Source organism: Citrobacter sp. MGH103 (assembly GCF_001034475.2).
Lineage (GTDB): Bacteria > Pseudomonadota > Gammaproteobacteria > Enterobacterales > Enterobacteriaceae > Citrobacter > Citrobacter freundii.
Genome location: NZ_CP073043.1, coordinates 3191639 through 3213128, shown reverse-complemented (window position 1 = coordinate 3213128; position 21490 = coordinate 3191639). Strand labels below are relative to the sequence as shown.

Sequence of the window (21490 nt, the reverse complement as noted above, 5' to 3'; positions counted from 1 at the left end):
GTTTCCGGGGAACCCCACTCAGCGATGAAAATCAGGTTATGTCGGGGCCATTGCTGCTATAGATCTTATAGCAGCAATGTCTATCAGCTCATTTTAACGCCGATCGGTTACTGTAAGTGTTTGATATTTCTTTAACATGTATATCATTATCAAAATTATCAAAAGCAAGTACATCATCCAGATGCTGGTATTTAGCTCAATTAAAAAACTACCGACACCTCCGATGACTGACGGAATAACCAGCGAGGCGGCTCCCATCAACGCAGAGGTCGCTCCCAGGTTGGTGCGCTGGCTGGACATGGTCAGGTAGGTATAGAGTGATTCGAACATCCCTCCAGCAAACATCAGGATAATAAAGAAGAATATAAAAATATTGACGTGATAACTAAGTATTATTAATGGAATACACAGTACAATAAATGAGGCGATGATTTTCAGCCACGAATTCAAAATTTGCGGCGCAGACCGTTTCTTAAGAAGTTTACCTGATAATGCAGCCCCCAGCAGTAGGAAGCCTCCAATAATTGATGAAAGCACACCAAATTGCGTTGATGAGTATCCAAACGTAACCATAAAAATAAATGGGGAGGCTGTGACATAGCAATAAATCAGCGAAAATGACAGACCAAGAGACAGACAAGGTAGATAAAATCGAGGTTGTTTGCTGATCTCTTTATACGTATTAAATGATGATTTTAATGAATAGGCAATCCTTCTCTCATGACTGAGTGTTTAAGGGAAGTTAAAATAAACGTATATTAACGTTATAATAGCATAGCCACATATCATTAAAAAAATTGCGCGCCATCCCCATAAGTCATTAATTATCCCTCCCAGCAGGGGCGAAGCAATGGGAACAACACCTTCGATAGTGATGATGATGGCATACAGCGTCGCGGCCACTGAACCACGAGTTACATCTCGAACTGCGCTGATTGCTGTAACCAGCGTTATTGATATAGAAAGACCTTGTATGACACGGATCGCCAGAAACATAACCAGATCGGTTGAGAGCGTGAGACAATATGTTGTCACGCCATAAATAACCGCACCTGTAAGCATAATTTTTCGCCGGCCAATAGCATCAGATAATGGACCAAAAATTAGCTGTCCAAAACCAATGCATAGGGTATAAACCATAATCGACAACTGCGTGGTTGAGACATTTTTTTCAAATTCTTTTGCGATGTCGGGAATTGAAGGTAAATAAGTGTCCACTCCCAGAATTCCCATTATCGTCAACATGGCCAGGCCGACAGTAAAGTAAATTATGTTCTTTCTATGAATAACAGTTTGCAGCTTCATTACTTATCACCATGAGTAAATTAAAAGCATGAAAAAGTTCACTATTTAAATAGAGATGCTGTGGATAATTATCGTGTAGGCAATAAAACAGAGTTGAAATGAACTGTCAAACTTTTGACTCAAAAAATTGAGATATGAGTCACAGGTATATAGCCATAATTTTCGATGGTAGGGTTCCAGTTAAATTTAATTGTGTTTGATTGCCAGGCAGCACGAGGAACCATAAGTACACTGACTTCGAATACAGGCATACTGCTGGTGTTGGTGTTGGTGTTGGTGTTGGTGTTGGTGTTGGTGTTGGTGTTGGTGTTGGTGTTGGTGTTGGTGTTGGTGTTGGTGTACGTGATTGATTTTTTCAGTAGTGAATTTCAGGCAACAAAAAACCCATCAACCTTGAACCAAAACGGCGGGGTTGATGGGCTCCACAAATTGGGGACATCAAAGAAAAGCAGTGGCAATAGTTATGACTGACGCCTTGAAGAAAAGTTCTGCTTACCTGCAAAAAATTTTCGTTTAAGGGTAAATTTCAGCGCTAACCAAGGCCAGGCCAGACAATGACGATGAGTGTCCCCGCTAATGTCAGCAGAACGTTGGCTATCGCGTAGGTTCCGGCATAGCCTAACGCAGGGATGTTGCTGCGTGCGGTGTCGCTGATGATTTCCATTGCCGGAGCACAGGTACGTGCGCCCATCATGGCACCAAACAGCAGGGCGCGGTTCATGCGCAATACGTAAGCACCAAACAAGAAACAGATAACAACCGGAACCAGGCTGACTACCAGACCGGCAATCAACATTTGACCACCGACGGCCCCCAGGCCATTACCAATGCCACTGCCTGCGCTTAAACCGACACCAGCCATGAATACCATCAGGCCAAACTCTTTCACCATGTTCAGCGCACCCTGTGGGATGTAGCCAAACGTTGGATGGTTGGCTCGCAGGAAACCCAGCATGATGCCGGCGAACAGCAGTCCAGCCGCATTCCCGATGCCGAAGCTGAAATTACTGAACTGGAAGGTGATCATCCCGATCATCAGACCGATGATAAAGAAGGCGCAGAAGGCCAGCAGATCGGTCACCTGACTGTGAATCGAAATGAAGCCGATACGATCGGCAATGGTTTTCACGCGACGAGCATCACCGCTGACCTGCAATACGTCACCTTTGTTGAGCACGACGTTGTCATCAATAGGCATTTCAATCTGGCTGCGGATCACGCGGTTCAGGAAACAACCGTGGTCGGTCAGTTTCAACTGGGCCAGGCGACGACCAACGGCATTGTGGTTTTTCACTACAATTTCTTCAGTGACGATGCGCATATCGAGCAGATCGCGATCGAACACCTCTTTACCGTTACGGAAGCTGGGATCGAGGCGGGCATGGGCGTCCGGATAACCCACCAGGGCTATCTCATCGCCCATTTGCAGCACCGCGTCACCATCCGGGTTGGCAAGAATGCCGTTGCGACGGATGCGTTCAATGTAACAACCGGTCTGACGATAAATACCCAGTTCACGCAGATTTTTACCATCGGCCCATGCCACCAGCTCCGGGCCAACGCGATAGGCGCGAATCACCGGGAGGTAAACTTTACGATTGGCATCAGTATCCAGGCCCCGTTCACGCGCGATTTGTTGGGCGCTGGTTTGCAGGTCCTGATGCTGAAGTTTCGGCAAATAGCGCGCACCAACAATCAGACTGACCAGACCAATCAAATAGGTGAGGGCGTAACCCAAGCTCAGGTTATCGAGAGCGCTTGAAAGTTGTGTTCCTGACATTCCTGAATGGCGCAAGGTGTCACCTGCGCCGACCAGCACCGGCGTTGAGGTCATCGAGCCAGCCAGCATACCCGCCGTCAGGCCGATGTCCCAGCCAAATAGCTTACCCAGCCCCAGGGCGATCAGCATTGCGCTACCGACCATCACCAGGGCAAGCATTAGATAATTTTTCCCATCGCGAAAAAAAATCGAAAAAAAGTTGGGGCCGGCTTCGACGCCGACGCAAAAAATAAACAGCATAAAGCCGAGATTTAATGCATCGGTGTTAATACTAAAGTGCTGCTGACCTAATAATAGGGAGACCACTAAAACGCCAATGGAATTACCGAGTTGGACTGAACCCAGACGTAATTTGCCCAGACACAGGCCCAGAGCCAGGACCACAAATAATAACAGGATGTAATTCCCATTTAACAAATCTGCGACGTTTATATTCACGGAGACTAACTTCTTGTTTACTAGTAAGCTATTGAAAGAAATGGCAATTTACGCTAATGTTTTTGCCAGAAATTAAGGGGCGACAGCATCGTACACAGCCCCGAATAATGCAGCATAACAATATATGCGGCTAGTTTAATCTCATTACGTATCAACGGCTATAAGAATCGTGTGGGTGTGTTTTTGGCATGGAATGCCGAGTTACTTTATCTGACTGGACGCCTGCGGGCGAAAAGAGTGTTCGATAGAGAATGTGTCAGGAGGAACGATTGAAACATAAGCAAAGTTGGGCGAGTGCGGTCTGCTGCTTTGTGCTCTTTATTGTGGTGTGTCTTTCATTAACGCTGAACGTGAAAGGGGCATTCAGAGCGGCAGGGCATCCCGAGGTCGGATTGTTGTTTTTTATCTTACCAGGTGCTGCAGCAAGCTTTTTTTCCCATCGTCGGGAAGTACTCAAACCCCTTCTTGGTGCAATGTTGGCGGCGCCGTGCTGCCTGTTACTGATGCGGTTCGTTTTTATGCCGACGCGTTCATTGTGGCAAGAGCTGGCGTGGTTGTTTAGTGCGGTGTTTTGGTGCGCGCTTGGCGCATTATGTTTTTTATTTATCAGTAGCTTATTCAATCAGCATCAACGGCGGAAAAAGAACTGATGACGCCCTCAAGCTGAGGGCGTAGAAACAGCTATCAGGCGAACAGATTCATATTCTCTTTTGCCCAGGCTTCAAAATCCGTGCAGCCGCCGATGTGTTTTTGATCGACGAAAATCTGCGGAACGGTTTCAACTGGCTTACCTACTGTTTTTTCCAGATCTGCTTTAGTAATTCCTTCAGCATGGATATCAATGTAGCGGAAGTTAAAATCGTCATGCTCACTGCTTAATTTTTCTGCTAATTCTTTTGCGCGCACGCAATACGGGCACCCTGGGCGACCAAAAATAACGGCAAACATCTCTTTCTCCTCGAACTTATCAGGCCGGATGGCAATACTTGTTATGATGCCGCGATTTGTGACGGATGGAAAGCAGGTTCAGCCTGTTGCTTTGATATCCTCAAGCTATATCTGTTAAACACGGCAAGCCGGAACGTTTTATAATGAAAGCCATTTCGCCGGGAGGCCGCGTATGCGCACAATTGGCGTATTACCCAAAAGCGTATTGATGCTGGAAATAATTGGGATGGTTTTGTTATCGCTGGCGCTGCTATCGCTTAACGATTACCTCACCTTGCCCGCACCGCTTAACAGCCCGTTAGCCTGCGTGGTGATGATATTTCTGGGCGTACTGCTGATGCTCCCTGCTGCGGTGGCGTTGATGTGGCGTATTGCGCAACTGCTGGCACCGCAACTGATGTCACGCGCACCAAGTGATTCAACTGATTTAGACAGAGACAAAAGAGATGACACCAACCATTGATTTACTCCGCAGCCACCGTTCCATTCGCCATTTTACCGATGATGCTATTTCGGATGCACAGCGTGAGGCGATTATTGCCGCCGCTCAGGGAACGTCAAGCTCCAGTTTTCTACAGTGCACGACGATCGTTCGTATAACGGATAAATCTCTGCGTGAATCGCTGGCTACCTTATCTGGCGGCCAAAAGCATGTGGCGCAGGCTGCTGAGTTCTGGGTGTTTTGCGCTGATTTTAATCGTCATTTGCAGATTTGCCCTGATGCGCAACTTGGGCTGGCGGAACAGCTGCTGCTGGGCGTGGTTGATACTGCAATGATGGCGCAAAATGCGTTGACGGCGGCAGAGTCGCTGGGACTTGGCGGCGTATTCATTGGCGGTCTGCGTAACAATATTGAGCCGGTCACCGAACTGCTGAAGCTGCCGCAGCACGTTCTGCCGCTGTTTGGTTTGTGCCTTGGCTGGCCTGCGGATAACCCGGATATCAAGCCGCGCCTGCCTGCGTCGCTTGTTGTGCACGAAAACCAGTATCAGCCGCTCGATACAGACGTTTTGTCGCAGTATGACGAACAGCTTGCACAGTACTATCTGACCCGCGGCAGCAATACGCGTCGTGACACCTGGAGCGATCACATTCGCCGTACCATCATTAAAGAAAGTCGCCCCTTTATCCTGGAATATTTGCATAAACAGGGATGGGCCACGCGCTAAAGATTTTAACCCAGTGTATGATACGCCAGCTTTTACCAGGTCATTCAGAGAGGTGCAGGGTGAAAATTGCCATTTTGTCCCGGGACGGAACGCTCTATTCTTGTAAACGCCTGCGTGAAGCGGCGATGCAGCGCGGTCACCTGGTTGAAGTTATCGATCCCCTTTCTTGCTATATGAACATCAGTCCGGCGGCATCTTCTATTCATTACAAGGGCCGTCAGCTTCCCCATTTCGACGCGGTGATCCCGCGGATTGGTTCCGCGATTACCTTTTATGGGACGGCGGCGCTGCGCCAGTTTGAGATGCTGGGTAGCTATCCGTTGAATGAGTCGGTAGCGATTACACGAGCGCGCGATAAGCTGCGTTCGCTACAGCTGCTGGCGCGTCAGGGAATTGATTTGCCCATCACCGGGATCGCCCACTCTCCCGACGATACCAGCGACATGATTGACATGGTTGGCGGTGCGCCGTTGGTGGTGAAACTGGTTGAAGGCACCCAGGGTATTGGCGTGGTGTTGGCGGAAACGCGGCAGGCTGCAGAAAGCGTGGTAGATGCCTTTCGTGGGCTGAATGCCCATATCCTGGTTCAGGAATATATCAAAGAAGCGAAGGGGCGCGATATCCGCTGTTTCGTGGTGGGCGACGAAGTAGTGGCCGCCATTGAACGACGGGCTAAAGAGGGCGATTTTCGTTCTAATCTCCATCGCGGTGGTGTGGCGACTATTGCGAGTATCACGCCGCGCGAAAGAGAAATTGCGCTCAAAGCCGCCCGGACTATGGGCCTGGACGTTGCAGGCGTTGATATTCTGCGCGCTGATCGAGGGCCACTGGTCATGGAGGTCAACGCGTCCCCGGGGCTGGAAGGAGTGGAGAAAACCACCGGGATAGACATAGCTGGCAAGATGATCCAGTGGATCGAACGTCACGCTACACCTGAATTTTGCCTTAAAATCGGCGGCTAAGCGCAATATCGATTGCGATCGTGGTATGACACGCTCTTTTTGCGTAAGCTGTGCCGGTATTTTTTTCATCAATAGAGGTCGCACATTATTATGACATCACTGGTCGTTCCCACTCTGGATACGTTGCGTCAATGGCTCGACGACCTGGGCATGAGTTTTTTTGAATGCGATACCTGTCAGGCGCTGCATTTGCCGCACATGCAGAATTTTGACGGCATCTTTGATGCAAAAGTTGATTTGGTCGATAACGTCATTCTGTTTTCCGCGATGGCAGAAGTCAGACCTTCTGCACTGCTGCCGCTGGCCGCCGATCTGTCCGCGATCAATGCCAGCTCACTGACGGTGAAAGCTTTTCTGGATATGCAGGATGATAATCTGCCAAAACTGGTGGTTTGCCAGTCTTTATCCGTTATGCCGGGCGTGACGTTTGAGCAGTTTGAATGTTTTGTTCGCCAGAGCGAAGAGCAGATATCGATGGTGATCCTTGAAGCCGGTGCGCATCAGCTGTTATTTAATGCTGAAGAAGATGCGCAGAATAGCACCGCTGAAATTCATTTCCTCCATTAACTCTTCCTGAATCTGGACATATATTGCGCAGCCGCTGCCAGAGCGGTTGCGTATTGCCCGTTTTTATTCTGTATTTAACCTTTCATTAAAGAATTATTCACCTCTATTCAGCGCCTTCCGCTTTACGTCATAGACAGTTCCTGCATAAAAAATTGATAAAAGACGTTTTTTAATCTGGGCTATATCCACAATTCCTGGCTAAAGTTATTCTTGCGAAGCTTACCAACGTCATCATTTAAACAGCCCCTTGTGACCTGTTCTACGGCCACAATGTATGTTTAATGCCTGGACGGATGCCAGCGAGCAATAGCGGCGTGAGGAGAGGTCTCTCTTTACATCGGTGCCGCATGAAAGAATATGCACGTTTCTTGCATATCATTAGAGTGTGACATTTTTGTTCGTTTGTTAACGAACTTTCAGAAGGAAAGAGATTATGACCGCCTTAAATAAAAAATGGTTATCAGGCCTGGTTGCGGGTGCTCTGATGGCCGTCTCTGCCGGCACGCTCGCTGCTGAACAAAAAACGCTGCATATATATAACTGGTCTGATTATATTGCCCCGGACACGGTGGCTAATTTTGAAAAAGAGACCGGAATTAAAGTCATCTATGACGTATTTGATTCCAATGAAGTGCTGGAAGGTAAGCTCATGGCTGGCAGTACCGGCTTTGACCTTGTCGTTCCATCCGCCAGCTTCCTTGAGCGTCAACTGACCGCGGGCGTATTCCAGCCGCTGGATAAGAGCAAATTGCCGGGCTGGAAAAACCTTGATCCTGAACTGCTGAAGCTGGTGGGCAAACACGATCCGGACAACAAGTTTGCGATGCCGTATATGTGGGCTACGACCGGTATTGGTTACAACGTGGATAAAGTTAAAGCTGTGCTGGGGCCGGATGCGCCGGTTGACAGCTGGGATTTGATCCTCAAGCCAGAAAATCTGGAAAAACTCAAAAGTTGCGGCGTCTCTTTCCTTGATGCCCCCGAAGAGGTGTTCGCCACAGTGCTGAACTATTTGGGTAAAGATCCAAACAGTACCAAAGCGGATGATTACACCGGGCCGGCAACGGATCTGTTGTTGAAACTGCGACCGAATATTCGCTATTTCCACTCTTCGCAGTACATCAACGACCTGGCAAACGGTGATACCTGCGTCGCAATCGGCTGGGCTGGGGACGTATGGCAGGCCGCAAACCGTGCGAAAGAAGCGAAAAATGGCGTCAATATCTCCTTCTCAATTCCTAAAGAAGGTGCAATGGCGTTCTTTGACGTATTCGCGATGCCTGCCGATGCGAAAAACAAAGACGAAGCCTATCAGTTCCTCAACTACCTGCTGCGCCCTGATGTGATTGCGCATATCTCCGACCACGTGTTTTATGCCAATGCCAACAAAGAAGCGACGGCTCTGGTCAGCCCTGAAGTTCGTGACAACCCGGGTATTTACCCGCCTGCGGATGTGCGAGCTAAGTTGTTCACACTGAAAGTACAGGATCCGAAGATCGATCGTGTACGTACCCGCGCATGGACGAAGGTAAAAAGCGGGAAATAAACCGATGTTTGGGACATGACCCGGCAGGATTTGTGCCTGCCGGGCAGCGTTGAGCCCGGACACATATAACCCGGCAATACGCACCGTTATGGTGCGTTATTTGCACCGTTTCTTTGTTTTATGCCGGAGAGCACCTGAGTGAATGATGCAACCCCACGCCCACAAGCGAAAATCCGCAAGGCGCTGACCCCGCTGCTTGAAATTCGCAATCTGACCAAGTCATTTGACGGTCAGCACGCCGTTGATGACGTCAATCTTACTATCTACAAAGGTGAAATATTTGCTCTGCTCGGCGCGTCCGGCTGTGGCAAATCGACACTGCTGCGGATGCTGGCGGGATTTGAACTGCCGACTACCGGGCAAATCATGCTTGATGGCGTCGATTTAGCGCATGTCCCGCCTTATCTGCGTCCAATTAATATGATGTTTCAGTCCTACGCCTTGTTTCCGCATATGACTGTCGAGCAGAACATTGCCTTTGGTCTCAAGCAGGACAAACTGCCGAAGGCTGAAATCGCCAGTCGGGTGAATGAGATGCTGGGACTCGTGCATATGCAGGAGTTCGCTAAACGCAAACCACATCAGCTTTCTGGCGGCCAGCGTCAGCGCGTGGCATTGGCGCGCAGCCTGGCAAAACGTCCAAAACTGCTGCTGCTGGATGAACCAATGGGGGCGCTGGATAAAAAACTCCGAGACCGCATGCAACTGGAGGTAGTGGATATCCTGGAACGCGTCGGTGTGACCTGCGTGATGGTGACGCACGATCAGGAAGAAGCCATGACGATGGCGGGTCGTATTGCGATCATGAATCGTGGAAAATTTGTCCAGATTGGTGAGCCAGAAGAGATCTACGAGCATCCGACCACGCGTTACAGCGCAGAGTTTATCGGTTCGGTAAACGTTTTTGAGGGACTGCTGAAAGAACGTCGGGAAGATGGTCTGGTGATTGAGTCTCCAGGACTGGTACATCCGCTGAAAGTGGACGCCGATGCTTCTGTTGTCGATAACGTCCCGGTGTATGTTGCGCTACGTCCGGAAAAAATCATGCTCTGCGAAGCGCCTCCGCCAGAGGGTTATAACTTCGCGGTAGGCGAAGTGGTGCACATTGCCTATCTGGGTGATTTGTCAGTGTACCACGTACGTTTGAAAAGCGGTCAGATGTTGAGCGCCCAGCTACAAAATGAGCATCGTTATCGTAAAGGGTTACCAACCTGGGGTGACGAAGTCCGTTTATGTTGGGATGCGGACAGCTGTGTGGTGTTGACGGTTTAAGGAGCGAAGATGAGTACACTTGAACCTGCGGCACGCGTGGATAACGCGGGGCGATTCAGGCTGTTTATGTCGCGGCTACAAATGAAGCACGGGCGCAAGCTGGTGATCGCACTGCCGTATGTGTGGCTGCTGCTCCTGTTTCTGCTGCCTTTTCTGATCGTCTTCAAAATCAGTTTGGCTGAAATGGCGCGCGCTATTCCACCCTATACCGACCTCGTTTCATGGGCTGACGATCAGTTATCCATCACGCTCAACTTAGGCAACTTCCTGCAACTGACGGACGATCCGCTCTATTTCGATGCCTACCTGCAATCGTTACAGGTGGCGGGAATTTCGACAATCTGTTGTCTGCTGCTGGGATACCCGCTGGCATGGGCCGTCGCGCACAGTAAACCCTCAACGCGTAATATTCTGCTGTTGCTGGTGATCCTACCGTCCTGGACCTCGTTTTTAATTCGCGTGTATGCCTGGATGGGGATCCTGAAAAACAACGGCGTCCTGAACAACTTTCTAATGTGGCTGGGCGTCATCGACCAACCGTTGACTATTTTGCACACCAATCTGGCGGTCTATATCGGCATTGTTTACGCCTATTTGCCCTTTATGGTGCTGCCGATTTATACCGCGCTGACCCGTATTGATTACTCGCTGGTGGAAGCGGCGCTGGATTTAGGTGCCCGACCGCTGAAGACTTTCTTTAGCGTGATTGTGCCGTTGACCAAGGGCGGGATTATTGCCGGGTCAATGCTGGTGTTTATTCCGGCTGTTGGCGAGTTTGTGATCCCTGAGCTGCTGGGTGGCCCGGACAGCATCATGATTGGCCGTGTGCTTTGGCAGGAGTTTTTCAATAACCGCGACTGGCCGGTGGCTTCTGCTGTCGCCATTATTATGCTGCTGTTACTGATTGTGCCGATCATGTGGTTCCACAAATATCAGCAAAAAAGCGTGGGGGAACACGGATGAATAACTTACCGGTCGTTCGCTCGCCGTGGCGTATTTTTATCCTGGTAGTTGGCTTTACCTTCCTGTACGCGCCGATGCTGATGTTGGTTATCTATTCGTTTAACAGCTCGAAGCTGGTGACGGTTTGGGCGGGGTGGTCAACGCGTTGGTATGGCGAGCTTTTTCACGATACCGCGATGATAAGCGCCGTAGGCATGAGCCTAACGATTGCCGCAGGCGCTGCGACGATGGCGGCAATCCTTGGTACCATCGCCGCCGTGGTAATGGTGCGCTTTGGTCGTTTTCGTGGTTCGAATGGTTTCGCCTTTATGATCACCGCGCCGCTGGTTATGCCAGATGTCATTACCGGTTTGTCGCTGCTGCTGCTGTTTGTAGCGTTGGCTCACGCCATCGGCTGGCCGGCTGATCGCGGAATGCTGACCATCTGGCTGGCGCACGTCACCTTCTGTACAGCGTACGTAGCGGTGGTGATTTCTTCACGTTTGCGCGAACTGGATCATTCCATTGAGGAAGCAGCGATGGATCTTGGCGCCACGCCGCTGAAGGTCTTTTTCGTCATCACGCTGCCGATGATTATGCCGGCGGTGATTTCCGGTTGGCTATTAGCCTTCACGCTGTCACTCGATGATCTGGTTATTGCCAGCTTTGTCTCTGGTCCTGGTGCCACAACGTTACCGATGCTGGTGTTCTCCAGCGTACGTATGGGGGTGAACCCGGAGATCAACGCGCTGGCGACGCTGATTCTTGGTGTGGTAGGAATTATCGGATTTATCGCGTGGTATCTGATGGCGCGAACAGAAAAACAACGGATCCGCGATATCCAACGTGCAAGACGCGGCTGAAAAAACTAAAATCTGCCAACCTGTCTATACGGCGCAGCTGTGGTGGTTGCGCCGTTTTCATGGAAGACGACGCGTTGGGATTTTTTAAGAAATCATCCACATCACATGCTCGCTTAAACGTCCCTGCTTTGGTGCAGGTGGCGGCGCTGGCTATTATTATGATCCGCTGTCTCGATCTGTTGATGATTTTTAATACGCTTGGGTTTCGTGGAACCAGTGAGTTTATTCATCGCAGTGTGCAGACCTGGAATTTGACGCTGGTGTTTCTGGGCAGTCTGGTGCTGCTATTTATCGAAATTTACTGTGCATTTTCGCTGGTAAAAGGACGGAACTGGGCACGCTGGATCTATCTGTTGACCCAGATTATCGCCAGCGTCTATCTGTGGGCAGCTTCGCTGGGCTACGGATATCCCGAACTGTTCAGTATTGCGGGGGAGTCCAGACGCGAAATCCTGCATACGCTGGTGATGCAAAAACTGCCGGATATGCTGGTATTGCTGCTACTGTTTGTTCCTGCGTCCAGCAGGCGGTTCTTCCGTTTGCAATAACGTGTATAATCTTGGCCCCCGGTTAATTTGTAGGTCTTTGTATGCAGTGCGCACTTTATGACGCCGAACGCTGTCGCTCCTGTCAGTGGATAACACAGCCTGTCGCCGATCAACTCTTCGCTAAAACAGCCGATCTACAGAATCTGCTGGCCGATTATCCGGTCGGAGAATGGTGCGCGCCGGTCAGTGGTCCGGAAAGCGCGTTTCGCAATAAAGCCAAAATGGTGGTCAGCGGCAGCGTGGAAAAACCGTTACTGGGGATGTTGCATCGTGACGGTACGCCGGAAGATTTGTGCGACTGTCCGCTCTACCCTGAGTCTTTTGCGTCCGTATTTTCCGCGCTTAAGCCGTTTATCGCCCGAGCAGGGTTAACGCCCTATAACGTTGCGCGTAAACGCGGGGAACTGAAATATTTGCTGTTAACGGAAAGCCGGTTCGATGGTGGCATGATGCTGCGTTTTGTCCTGCGTTCTGAAGCAAAACTGGCACAGTTGCGCGCGGCGCTGCCCTGGCTGCAGGCACAGTTCCCACAGTTAAAAGTGATCACTGCCAATATTCAGCCGGTGCATATGGCGATTATGGAAGGGGAGACAGAGATCTTCCTGACGGAACAACAGGCGCTGGCGGAACGCTTTAACGATGTACCGTTGTGGATCCGCCCACAGAGCTTTTTCCAGACTAACCCGGTGGTGGCGGGGCAGTTGTATGCCACGGCGCGCGACTGGGTGCGACAGCTTCCGGTTAATCACATGTGGGATCTGTTTTGCGGCGTTGGGGGTTTTGGCCTGCACTGCGCTACGCCGCAAATGAAACTTACGGGGATTGAAATCGCGCCAGAGGCGATTACCTGCGCGAAGCACTCGGCGCAGGAACTTGGGTTGCAGAATCTGCATTTTCAGGCGTTGGATTCAACTCAGTTTGCTACCGCTCAGGGCGAAGTTCCGGATCTGGTGCTGGTGAATCCGCCGCGTCGCGGGATTGGGAAACCGCTGTGCGATTTTCTTTCCCACATGGCACCGCGTTTTATTGTTTATTCCAGCTGTAATGCGCAAACCATGGCGAAGGATATTCGTGAGTTGCCTGGGTATCGCATTGAACGCGTTCAGCTTTTCGATATGTTCCCGCACACCTCGCATTATGAAGTGTTAACGCTGCTCAGCCGACAATAACTGCTATGCCTGATGGCGCTTCGCTTATCAGGCCTACAGGTTGTTCGTCATTCGTAGGCCGGATAAGGTGCTTGCACCGCATCCGGCAAATGCAATATGCGAAAAAAAAGCCCGTACTTTCGTACGAGCTCTTCTTAAAATATGGCGGTGAGGCGGGGATTGACTCGCTTCGCTCGCCCTGCGGGCAGCCTGTTCGCTATGCTCTCAGTCTGTCCAACTGGCTGCGCCAGTAGTCGAACCCCGGTCCGGGCTTCTCATCCCCACCAGGCTGTGCAACATGCGAAAAAAAAGCCCGTACTTGCGTACGAGCTCTTCTTTAAATATGGCGGCGAGGCGGGGATTCGAACCCCGGATACGTTGCCGTATACACACTTTCCAGGCGTGCTCCTTCAGCCACTCGGACACCTCACCATATTGTATTGCTGCCTGACCGCTTGGGGGGCAACGGGGCGCTACTATAGGGAGTTGCGCTAAAACGGTCAAGCAGAATTTACGTGTTAACTCTCGTTTGGTTACGCAATATACATATTCCTCCGCCCAGGCAGGCGCGGAGGATAGGATTAGCGCTGAGAGTCCAGTTTTTCGCCGTTGGTCACGACTTCCTGGGCTTTACTGTAGCTCTCGATCAGCAACTGATAAGCCGGGAAGACTTTGGTATACACTTCCGCCCATTCGGCGGCGTCTTCACGGTTCCATGTGCCCTGAATTTCAGACGCGACGGCGGCGGTATCCATCGGGACGACGCCAGCCTGAACAACGCGAGCCAGGGTGATTTCCTGCGCCATTTTGCTGTAAGTACCGGAAGCGTCGATCACTGCGAAGACCTTATAGCCTTCCGCAACTGCGCTGATAGCCGGGAAAGCCATGCACACGCTGGTAATCGTACCGGCGATAATTAGCGTCTTGCGACCTGTTGCTTTTACCGCTTTCACGAAGTCTTCGTTATCCCAGGCGTTGATTTCGCCTTTACGCGCCACGTATTGGGCATGTGGCGCATTAGCGTGGATCTCCGGGATCAGCGGGCCGTTAGGTCCCTGCGGTACGGATGCCGTGGTAATCACCGGTATCTTCGCCAGGGTCGCCATTTTAGCCAGCGCGGCGGCACGCGCACGCAGTTCTGGCATTGGCATGTCGCCGACGGTCTGGAACAACCCGCTCTGATGATCGATAAGCAGCATGACGGAATCATTTACATCGATGACGGGACGTGAACCATTAAAGTTTGCAGGACTGGACATATTCTTCTCCTTCGATTCAGATTTGGCCAAAGCGGCCGGAGTTAAAATCGCGTACGGCTTCAGCGATTTCTCGTTTCGTGTTCATTACAAACGGACCGTAACCTACAATCGGCTCGTTCAACGGTTCTCCAGAAAGCAGCAGCACGCTGGCGTCGCTGGAGGCTTCAATATGCAGCGTTTTCCCTTGCTGGCTCAGCACCACCAGTTGCGCTTCGCTGGCAGACGTAGTGCCGTTTACGGTGATATTCCCTTTCAATACCACCAGCGCAGTGCTCCATCCTTCCGGCTGGGACAACGTGAGCTGATGATTACGTTGTAAACGCATATCCCAAACGTTCAGCGGCGAGAAGGTATGTGCCGGGCCTTTTGTATCCTGATAGCTGCCCGCAATCACCCGAACGCTTCCTGCTTCATCAGGCAGGGCGACAGAGGGGATCACATCGCTGCTGATGCCCTGGTAACCCGGAACGGCCATTTTGTCTTTTGCTGGCAGATTGACCCACAGCTGTACCATTTCCAGTTCGCCGCCCTGACGGGTAAATTCTGGTGAATGGAACTCTTCGTGTAATATTCCTGCACCCGCAGTCATCCACTGCACGTCGCCGGGGCCGATAATGCCGCCGCGACCGGTTGAATCACGGTGTTCAACTTCGCCGCTGTAAACGATGGTCACCGTCTCAAAACCACGGTGAGGGTGCTCGCCTACGCCGCGTTTTTCGTTACCCGGCGTAAACGTATGTGGACCGGCGTAATCCAGCAGCAGGAACGGACTTAGTTGTTCAGCATGAGACTGGTAAGAAAACATCGAGCGAACCGGAAATCCATCACCAACCCAGTGCGGGCGAGGTGCGGTGTAGACGCCTGTTACGTGTTTCATTTGTGTCTCCTCAGTGGCGTTATCTTGATGTGAATAAGCTTATATTCATGACAGCGAGCTGAGTAGTAGCTAAAATAGTTCTCACTGTCTCATAAATAGGACAATTAGATGACGAAGCCAGATCTCAATGATTTTGCATGGTTTGTGCATGTTGTAGAGGAAGGAGGATTCGCGGCGGCGGGTCGGGCGCTTGATGAACCGAAATCAAAACTAAGCCGACGGATAGCGCAACTGGAAGAGAGGCTGGGGGTTCGACTGATTCAGCGAACCACCCGCCAGTTTAACGTGACGGAAGTGGGGCAAACCTTTTACGAACACTGTAAGGCGATGCTGGTTGAAGCGCAGGCGGCGCAGGATGCCATTGCCGCGTTACAGGTTGAACCGCGTGGCGTGGTGAAGTTGACGTGCCCGGTCACGTTGCTGCATGTGCATATCGGGCCGATGCTTGCTCGTTTTATGGCGCGTTATCCTGACGTATCAGTGCAACTGGAGGCGACAAATCGTCGTGTTGACGTCGTTGGAGAAGGTCTGGACGTGGCGATTCGTGTCAGGCCCAGACCATTTGAGGATAGCGACCTGGTGATGCGTGTGCTGGCGGACAGGGGGCATCGTTTGTATGCCAGCCCGCAGTTAATCGAGCAAATGGGGGCGTTACACTCTCCGGCGGAGCTGACACGCTGGCCTGGTTTGAGTCTCGCCTCGGGCAAACATGTACATCGTTGGGAGTTATTTGGCCCGCAGGGCGCGCGGGCAGAGGTGCATTTCACGCCGCGAATGATTACCACCGATATGCTGGCGCTACGTGAAGCCGCAGTTGCCGGTGTGGGGGTAGTGCAACTTCCGCAACTGATGGTAAAAGATCAATTAGCCGCGGGTGAACTGGTGGCGTTGCTCGACGGTTGGGAACCGAAGCGAGAAATTATTCACGCAGTCTTTCCATCACGCAGGGGATTATTGCCGTCAGTGCGCGCTTTAGTAGATTTCTTAACGGAAGAATATGCGCGGATGATTGAGGATTAAATACATATCCTCAGCCCACAAAAAAGGCCGGTTAAACCGACCTTTTATTATCTGGACGCCATTCGGGCGTTAAAAACAATCAGCGACTACGGAAGACAATGCGGCCTTTGCTCAGGTCGTACGGGGTCAGCTCAACAGTCACTTTGTCGCCCGTCAGGATGCGGATATAGTTTTTGCGCATTTTACCGGAGATGTGTGCAGTAACCACGTGACCGTTTTCTAACTCTACGCGGAACATGGTATTAGGTAACGTATCGAGAACGGTACCCTGCATTTCAATATTGTCTTCTTTGGCCATCTAATCCTCTGGGGTATCACTACCGTAATTTGAACCGGCAAGATAATGCCGAAGTTCTTTTAATAAGTAAAGATTTGTGCGTTTAAAACACAGCAAATCGGGTTTGGCGCATTACTCTAACCACACACGGCAAAGCCGCACTTAAAGCGCAACGTGTAAGGGAACGAGGAGATAAACGATAGGCGTTGCCTGACGCGAACTGTTCCTTAACGGCGGCGGGGTAATGGGCTAAACCAACTCTGCGCGACAATTATAACACCCCGACAAAAAATGTGCCGAAAACATTCACCCCTGAGGCGAAAATAACGTCCTGGGAACCCAGAAATGGCTCGGTAGCCGCTGCTGGCGCAGTCTGCTCAGGTGTTCAAGGTACTCCCGACGAGGGGTTTCGACGGCGCCCAGCGAAGCTGTGTGGCTATTTAATACCTGGCAGTCGATTAATTTTCCGCCCTGACGGATAAATTCAGCGCAAAAAACAAGCAGTGCGGTTTTGGACGCATTTTCCTGACGGCTGAACATTGATTCGCCACAAAATAGTGTACCTTGCGCCACGCCATACATACCGCCCACTAATTCATTTTGTCGCCACACTTCAATGGAGTGCGCATGGCCCAGTTCGTGCAGGCGATGGTAGGCGTCCACTACATCATGCGTTATCCAGGTGCCTTCTTCCCGGTCGTTCGCGCAGCCTTCAATCACCTGACCGAACGCGTAATTGAGCGTCACGCGATAAGGCGAGTTTTTATGAAAGCGTTTCATGCTGCGGCTGAGATGAAATTTCTCGGGCCAAAGAATGGCGCGTGGATCGGGCGACCACCAAAGGATGGGGTCGCCAGGCGAAAACCACGGGAAAATTCCGCGCTGATAGGCCATTAATAGTCGGGCTGGACTGAGATCGCCGCCAAGCGCCAACAAACCGTTAGGCTCGCGTAAAGCGCCTTCCGGTGAAGGGAAGGCTATAGAATGACGGGACAATTGCACCAGGCGCATGACTGCGAAACTCCACTACGCGAGTTTGATCGTTCAATAATAGCTTACAGACGTTGCTTAAACTGGTAATAACGTCCCTGCCGGGCTAACAAATCTGCGTGATTACCTTGCTCAATAATGTGTCCGTTGTCCATCACTATTATTTGATCAAAACGTGACAAGCCGCGCAGACGATGTGTCACCATCAGTACGGTTTTATCACGCATGGCATCGCCAATTAATTCAAGCATTTGGCTTTCTGTTGTTGCATCAAGTCCTTCGGTCGGTTCGTCCAGCAGCATCAGTGGGGCATCGTGCAATAAGGCACGGGCGATAGCCAGACGACGAAGTTCGCCACCAGAAAGCTGTCGACCCCCTTCGCCTAACCAGGCGTTGAGTCCATCACCCTCAAGCAGTTTGTCCAGACCGACGCGGCACAGCATTGCGGATAATGTGTCATCACTGGCGTGCGGTGCCGCCAGCAGAAGATTGTCGCGAAGCGTCGCGCTGAACAGGTGCACGCGCTGTGGCACGACGCTGATGCTCTGGCGCAGCGTGGTTTCACTGAGGGCTGAAATCGGCTGCTCATTAATCAGAATTTCGCCGTGCTGCGGATCCCATGCACGGGTAAGCAATTGCAGTAACGTTGACTTACCGCATCCGGTGCGGCCGAGAATCGCAATATGCTCACCGGGCTGAGCCTTCAGGGAAAGGGTGTCGAGCGCTTTTTGTGCTTGTCCCGGATAACTGAATGATACATCGCGTAGCGTGAGAGTGACCTGCTCAGAAACCGGGGAACCGGCATCCGGGAAGGTGACTTCTGGCTGCTGTTCAGTCAGTTCGGTGATGCGCAGCGCAGAGGCAATAACCTGTCCGAGATGCTGAAACGCGCCGGTGACGGGTGCTAATGCTTCAAATGCGGCCAGCGCACAGAAGACAAACAGCGCGATCAGCGCACCAGGCTGGGTATTGCCACCTACGCCACCTGAGGCCATCCATAACATCACAACCACTGCCAGTGCGCCGACTAACAGCATGACCGCCTGTGATAGCGCCGTTAATTCAGACTGACGTCGTTGGGCTTCATGCCACTGCAACTCAGTGGCTTCCATTTGCGCGCGGTAACGTTCACTGGCACCAAAGATGGTCAGTTCAGCCTGGCCCTGCAGCCAGGATGTTAACTGCTGACGATACTGCCCACGTAAATGCGTCAAGCTTTGCCCGGTGCTTTTACCTGCCTGATAAAAGAGTGGGGGCAAGATAAATAAGGTCAGCAGCATAATACCGCCGAGAGTAATAGCCAGCGTGAAATCGAGAACGCTTAGCCCCAGCGTGACCACCATGATGACGACAAAAGCGCCTACAAGCGGGGAGAGCACGCGTAAATAGAGATGATCGAGCGTGTCGACATCCGCCACCACGCGGTTAAGCAATTCACCTTGTCCATAACGGGACAGGCCAGCAGGAGAGAGCGGCAGCAGTTTGCTGAAGGTATAAATACGCAAATGTTGCAGCACGCGGAACGTCGCGTCGTGGCTGACCAATCGCTCGAAATAGCGGCCCGCGGTGCGGGTGATTGCCGCACCGCGTACCCCGGCGGCAGGGAGCATATAGTTAAAACTGTAAATCCCGGTGACACCCACCACAGCAGAAGCCGACAGGAACCAACCGGAAAGCGTCAGCAAACCAATACTTGCCAACAGTGTGACGATCGCCAGAACGATCCCCAGGGTTAACATCCATTTGTGACGTTTATACAGCGTCAGATAAGGTAGCAAAGCGCGCATTTAGATGTCCTCCTGACGATGAGCCAGTAATGTCGCAAACGCCCCGTTGGCTGCGCTAAGTTCTGCATAAGTGCCTTGTTCAACGATCTGTCCGTCCTGCATCACCCAGATAGCGTCCCAGTCGGCAAGGTCTTCAAGTTGGTGTGTCACCATCAGCGTAGTCTGGCGGCGTGACGCTGCGTTCAACGCTTGCATCACGCGTTGTTCGCTGTGTGCATCCAGGCTGGCGGCGGGTTCATCCAGCAGCAGCAACTGACACGGATTGAGTAAGGCGCGAGCCACGGCAACGCGCTGCGCTTGTCCGACAGAAAGTCGAGCCGCCTGATCGCCTACTGGTGTATCTACACCCTGCGGCAGTAGCGGTAAAAACTCACTGACCCAGGCGCTGTCGAGTGCGGCCTGCAGCTGTTCTTCGCTGGCATCGGGGCGAGCGAGCAGCACGTTATCGCGTAACGTGGCGGCAGGGAGCTGCGGATTTTGTCCAACCCAGGACAGCTGTTTGCGCCAGCAATCAGGCGACAGGTCACGTAGTTCAAAGCCGTTAATTCGCAGCGATCCCTGATAAGAGAGAAATCCGGACAGGACATTGAGCAACGAACTTTTTCCGGAGCCGCTGCGGCCAACCAGCACCGCGCGTTGACCGGCTGGCAGGGTAAAGTTGAGCGGGCCTGCAAGCACTTTACCTTCCGGCGAGGTGATGACCAGATCTCGTGCTTCGATTGACACGGCGTCTTTTGTCGCCAGCTCAATATCGCCACGCTCAGGATGTGCAAGCGGGGTTTCCATGAAGGTTTTCAGACTGTCTGCTGCACCAACGGCTTGTGCTTTGGCGTGATAAAACGTGCCCAGATCGCGCAGGGGCTGGAAAAATTCCGGCGCCAGAATGAGCGCGAGGAAGCCGGCAGCCAATGTGACACCTGTGCCGTAGTGTCCAAAATCGAGTTCGCCAAGGTAGGAAAAGCCGAAGTAAACCGCGACCAGTGCGATGGACAGGGAGGTAAAGAACTCAAGGACACCGGATGACAGGAAAGCCAGGCGCAGGACTTCCATGGTGCGCTGGCGGAAATCCTGTGACGCAGCGCGGATGCTTTCCGTTTCGGCTTCACCGCGACCAAAGATTCTTAGCGTCTCCATGCCCCGCAGGCGGTCGAGGAAATGGCCGCTGAGGCGAGCAAGAGCCTGAAAATTGCGGCGGTTAGCGTCGGCAGCACCCATACCAACCATCGCCATAAACAACGGGATCAGCGGGGCAGTTCCAAGCAGAATAAGGGCGGCCACCCAGTTTGACGGGAATACCGCCGCCACGATCAATAAGGGGACGCATACGGCCAACGCCATTTGCGGCAGATAACGTGCATAGTAATCATGCATATCGTCAATCTGCTCCAGGATCAACGTGGCCCAACTCCCGGCCGGTTTGCCTTGTATCCAGGCCGGACCTGCCTGTTGCAGACGGTCAAGCACCTGGCGGCGAATTTCAAAGCGAATATGCTGCCCTGCGTGAAACCCGACCCGTTCGCGTAACCAGACGACCCATGCCCGCAGGATGAAAATCAATACCAGCACGATGAAAGGAAGCAGAAGCGCCTCTCGGGGAATATTGGCCATGATCATATGGTCCAGAATTCGGGCCATGAGCCAGGCCTGAGCGACAATTAACAGGCCGCTCACGAACCCCAACAGGCGCGAAATGTTCAGCCATCGTTGGGAAATTACACTTTGCTGTTTTAACCAGCGGGTCAGCTCTTTTTGACGGGTTTTATTCATTGCACGCTTAGCAGGTGAGTTATTG

General features: G+C 51.8%; 23 protein-coding genes and 1 tRNA gene. 13 read left to right on the top strand and 11 right to left on the bottom strand.

Features of this window, described 5'->3' with window-relative positions:
* Positions 1-93: 93 nt before the first annotated feature.
* On the bottom strand, positions 94-573 hold the full coding sequence (locus tag SK33_RS26465) for a hypothetical protein (protein WP_251363591.1): 480 nt from the start codon (positions 571-573) through the stop codon (positions 94-96).
* 159 nt (positions 574-732) lie between these two features.
* A complete protein-coding gene (locus SK33_RS26460; protein WP_251363590.1) occupies positions 733-1305 on the bottom strand; it encodes an MFS transporter in 573 nt (190 codons plus the stop codon).
* 258 nt (positions 1306-1563) lie between these two features.
* Between SK33_RS26460 and SK33_RS15520 the strand changes: the two genes are divergently transcribed.
* Positions 1564-1776: a hypothetical protein gene (locus SK33_RS15520; RefSeq protein ID WP_249418520.1), complete on the top strand. Its 213-nt coding sequence runs from the start codon at positions 1564-1566 to the stop codon at positions 1774-1776.
* 61 nt (positions 1777-1837) lie between these two features.
* Here SK33_RS15520 and SK33_RS15515 read toward each other — a convergent pair whose 3' ends face one another.
* Complete coding sequence (locus tag SK33_RS15515) at positions 1838-3523, bottom strand: aspartate:alanine antiporter (RefSeq protein WP_003035354.1); 1686 nt, start codon at positions 3521-3523, stop codon at positions 1838-1840.
* A 269-nt stretch (positions 3524-3792) separates the two neighbouring features.
* Between SK33_RS15515 and SK33_RS15510 the strand changes: the two genes are divergently transcribed.
* Complete coding sequence (locus SK33_RS15510) at positions 3793-4173, top strand: inner membrane protein YbjM (RefSeq protein ID WP_003035356.1); 381 nt, start codon at positions 3793-3795, stop codon at positions 4171-4173.
* Positions 4174-4207: 34 nt separating this feature from the next.
* On the opposite strand, the gene SK33_RS15505 is transcribed toward SK33_RS15510, so the two are convergent.
* The gene (locus tag SK33_RS15505; RefSeq protein ID WP_003035358.1) at positions 4208-4471 is read right to left on the bottom strand and encodes a GrxA family glutaredoxin; all 264 of its coding nucleotides are present in this window, start codon (positions 4469-4471) and stop codon (positions 4208-4210) included.
* A 172-nt stretch (positions 4472-4643) separates the two neighbouring features.
* Here SK33_RS15505 and SK33_RS15500 point away from each other — a divergent pair, with 172 nt between their 5' ends.
* From SK33_RS15500 to rlmC, 10 genes are all read left to right on the top strand, one after another.
* Positions 4644-4934 (top strand): YbjC family protein, encoded by a 291-nt coding sequence (locus tag SK33_RS15500; RefSeq protein WP_032948923.1) that lies wholly within the window; start codon positions 4644-4646, stop codon positions 4932-4934.
* On the top strand, positions 4918-5640 hold the full coding sequence (gene nfsA, locus SK33_RS15495) for a nitroreductase NfsA (protein WP_003836934.1): 723 nt from the start codon (positions 4918-4920) through the stop codon (positions 5638-5640). Before SK33_RS15500 ends, nfsA begins: the two co-directional genes overlap by 17 nt.
* A gap of 59 nt (positions 5641-5699) precedes the next feature.
* A complete protein-coding gene (gene rimK / locus SK33_RS15490) occupies positions 5700-6602 on the top strand; it encodes a 30S ribosomal protein S6--L-glutamate ligase (RefSeq protein WP_003836932.1) in 903 nt (300 codons plus the stop codon).
* A 90-nt stretch (positions 6603-6692) separates the two neighbouring features.
* Complete coding sequence (locus SK33_RS15485; RefSeq protein ID WP_003035368.1) at positions 6693-7169, top strand: YbjN domain-containing protein; 477 nt, start codon at positions 6693-6695, stop codon at positions 7167-7169.
* 433 nt (positions 7170-7602) lie between these two features.
* Complete coding sequence (gene potF / locus SK33_RS15480) at positions 7603-8715, top strand: spermidine/putrescine ABC transporter substrate-binding protein PotF (protein WP_003035370.1); 1113 nt, start codon at positions 7603-7605, stop codon at positions 8713-8715.
* A 138-nt stretch (positions 8716-8853) separates the two neighbouring features.
* Positions 8854-9987 carry a putrescine ABC transporter ATP-binding subunit PotG gene (gene potG, locus SK33_RS15475; RefSeq protein ID WP_003035373.1) on the top strand — a complete coding sequence of 378 codons (1134 nt, stop codon included), beginning with the start codon at positions 8854-8856 and terminating at the stop codon, positions 9985-9987.
* Between the two features lie 9 nt (positions 9988-9996).
* On the top strand, positions 9997-10950 hold the full coding sequence (potH, locus tag SK33_RS15470) for a putrescine ABC transporter permease PotH (RefSeq protein ID WP_003035374.1): 954 nt from the start codon (positions 9997-9999) through the stop codon (positions 10948-10950).
* Positions 10947-11792, top strand: a complete 846-nt coding sequence (gene potI / locus SK33_RS15465) for a putrescine ABC transporter permease PotI (RefSeq protein ID WP_003035376.1) — start codon at positions 10947-10949, stop codon at positions 11790-11792. The genes potH and potI overlap by 4 nt, the downstream gene beginning before the upstream one ends.
* 59 nt (positions 11793-11851) lie before the next feature.
* Positions 11852-12340 carry a YbjO family protein gene (locus SK33_RS15460; RefSeq protein ID WP_003035378.1) on the top strand — a complete coding sequence of 163 codons (489 nt, stop codon included), beginning with the start codon at positions 11852-11854 and terminating at the stop codon, positions 12338-12340.
* A gap of 41 nt (positions 12341-12381) precedes the next feature.
* A complete protein-coding gene (gene rlmC, locus SK33_RS15455) occupies positions 12382-13509 on the top strand; it encodes a 23S rRNA (uracil(747)-C(5))-methyltransferase RlmC (RefSeq protein WP_048219195.1) in 1128 nt (375 codons plus the stop codon).
* Between the two features lie 323 nt (positions 13510-13832).
* On the opposite strand, the gene SK33_RS15450 is transcribed toward rlmC, so the two are convergent.
* The 3 genes from SK33_RS15450 to SK33_RS15440 form a co-directional block, all read right to left on the bottom strand.
* Positions 13833-13920 (bottom strand) — tRNA-Ser (locus SK33_RS15450).
* A 149-nt stretch (positions 13921-14069) separates the two neighbouring features.
* Positions 14070-14747 (bottom strand): isochorismatase family protein, encoded by a 678-nt coding sequence (locus SK33_RS15445; protein ID WP_003035382.1) that lies wholly within the window; start codon positions 14745-14747, stop codon positions 14070-14072.
* A gap of 16 nt (positions 14748-14763) precedes the next feature.
* Positions 14764-15624: a pirin family protein gene (locus tag SK33_RS15440; protein WP_048219193.1), complete on the bottom strand. Its 861-nt coding sequence runs from the start codon at positions 15622-15624 to the stop codon at positions 14764-14766.
* Positions 15625-15732: 108 nt separating this feature from the next.
* Here SK33_RS15440 and SK33_RS15435 point away from each other — a divergent pair, with 108 nt between their 5' ends.
* On the top strand, positions 15733-16644 hold the full coding sequence (locus SK33_RS15435) for a LysR family transcriptional regulator (protein ID WP_003847025.1): 912 nt from the start codon (positions 15733-15735) through the stop codon (positions 16642-16644).
* 79 nt (positions 16645-16723) lie between these two features.
* Here SK33_RS15435 and infA read toward each other — a convergent pair whose 3' ends face one another.
* The 4 genes from infA to cydD all read right to left on the bottom strand — a co-directional run bounded on the left by infA (position 16724) and on the right by cydD (position 21465).
* Positions 16724-16942, bottom strand: a complete 219-nt coding sequence (gene infA, locus SK33_RS15430; RefSeq protein ID WP_002211347.1) for a translation initiation factor IF-1 — start codon at positions 16940-16942, stop codon at positions 16724-16726.
* 285 nt (positions 16943-17227) lie between these two features.
* Positions 17228-17932: a leucyl/phenylalanyl-tRNA--protein transferase gene (gene aat, locus SK33_RS15420; RefSeq protein WP_032948928.1), complete on the bottom strand. Its 705-nt coding sequence runs from the start codon at positions 17930-17932 to the stop codon at positions 17228-17230.
* Positions 17933-17976: 44 nt separating this feature from the next.
* On the bottom strand, positions 17977-19698 hold the full coding sequence (cydC, locus tag SK33_RS15415) for a heme ABC transporter ATP-binding protein/permease CydC (RefSeq protein WP_003035722.1): 1722 nt from the start codon (positions 19696-19698) through the stop codon (positions 17977-17979).
* The gene (gene cydD, locus SK33_RS15410; protein WP_048219191.1) at positions 19699-21465 is read right to left on the bottom strand and encodes a heme ABC transporter permease/ATP-binding protein CydD; all 1767 of its coding nucleotides are present in this window, start codon (positions 21463-21465) and stop codon (positions 19699-19701) included. It abuts the gene before it with no gap.
* Positions 21466-21490 lie beyond the last annotated feature (25 nt).

Bases quoted from the DNA above. Each gene is read 5' to 3' on its own strand.
- potH (WP_003035374.1), top strand. From the start codon at position 9,997: ATGAGTACACTTGAACCTGCGGCACGCGTGGATAACGCGGGGCGATTC.
- cydD (WP_048219191.1), bottom strand. From the start codon at position 21,465: ATGAATAAAACCCGTCAAAAAGAGCTGACCCGCTGGTTAAAACAGCAA.
- SK33_RS26465 (WP_251363591.1), bottom strand. From the start codon at position 573: ATGGTTACGTTTGGATACTCATCAACGCAATTTGGTGTGCTTTCATCA.
- SK33_RS15445 (WP_003035382.1), bottom strand. From the start codon at position 14,747: ATGTCCAGTCCTGCAAACTTTAATGGTTCACGTCCCGTCATCGATGTA.
- rlmC (WP_048219195.1), top strand. From the start codon at position 12,382: ATGCAGTGCGCACTTTATGACGCCGAACGCTGTCGCTCCTGTCAGTGG.
- potI (WP_003035376.1), top strand. From the start codon at position 10,947: ATGAATAACTTACCGGTCGTTCGCTCGCCGTGGCGTATTTTTATCCTG.
- potF (WP_003035370.1), top strand. From the start codon at position 7,603: ATGACCGCCTTAAATAAAAAATGGTTATCAGGCCTGGTTGCGGGTGCT.
- SK33_RS15440 (WP_048219193.1), bottom strand. From the start codon at position 15,624: ATGAAACACGTAACAGGCGTCTACACCGCACCTCGCCCGCACTGGGTT.
- infA (WP_002211347.1), bottom strand. From the start codon at position 16,942: ATGGCCAAAGAAGACAATATTGAAATGCAGGGTACCGTTCTCGATACG.
- SK33_RS15485 (WP_003035368.1), top strand. From the start codon at position 6,693: ATGACATCACTGGTCGTTCCCACTCTGGATACGTTGCGTCAATGGCTC.
- SK33_RS15505 (WP_003035358.1), bottom strand. From the start codon at position 4,471: ATGTTTGCCGTTATTTTTGGTCGCCCAGGGTGCCCGTATTGCGTGCGC.
- aat (WP_032948928.1), bottom strand. From the start codon at position 17,932: ATGCGCCTGGTGCAATTGTCCCGTCATTCTATAGCCTTCCCTTCACCG.
- SK33_RS15500 (WP_032948923.1), top strand. From the start codon at position 4,644: ATGCGCACAATTGGCGTATTACCCAAAAGCGTATTGATGCTGGAAATA.
- nfsA (WP_003836934.1), top strand. From the start codon at position 4,918: ATGACACCAACCATTGATTTACTCCGCAGCCACCGTTCCATTCGCCAT.
- SK33_RS15460 (WP_003035378.1), top strand. From the start codon at position 11,852: ATGGAAGACGACGCGTTGGGATTTTTTAAGAAATCATCCACATCACAT.
- cydC (WP_003035722.1), bottom strand. From the start codon at position 19,698: ATGCGCGCTTTGCTACCTTATCTGACGCTGTATAAACGTCACAAATGG.
- SK33_RS15435 (WP_003847025.1), top strand. From the start codon at position 15,733: ATGACGAAGCCAGATCTCAATGATTTTGCATGGTTTGTGCATGTTGTA.
- SK33_RS26460 (WP_251363590.1), bottom strand. From the start codon at position 1,305: ATGAAGCTGCAAACTGTTATTCATAGAAAGAACATAATTTACTTTACT.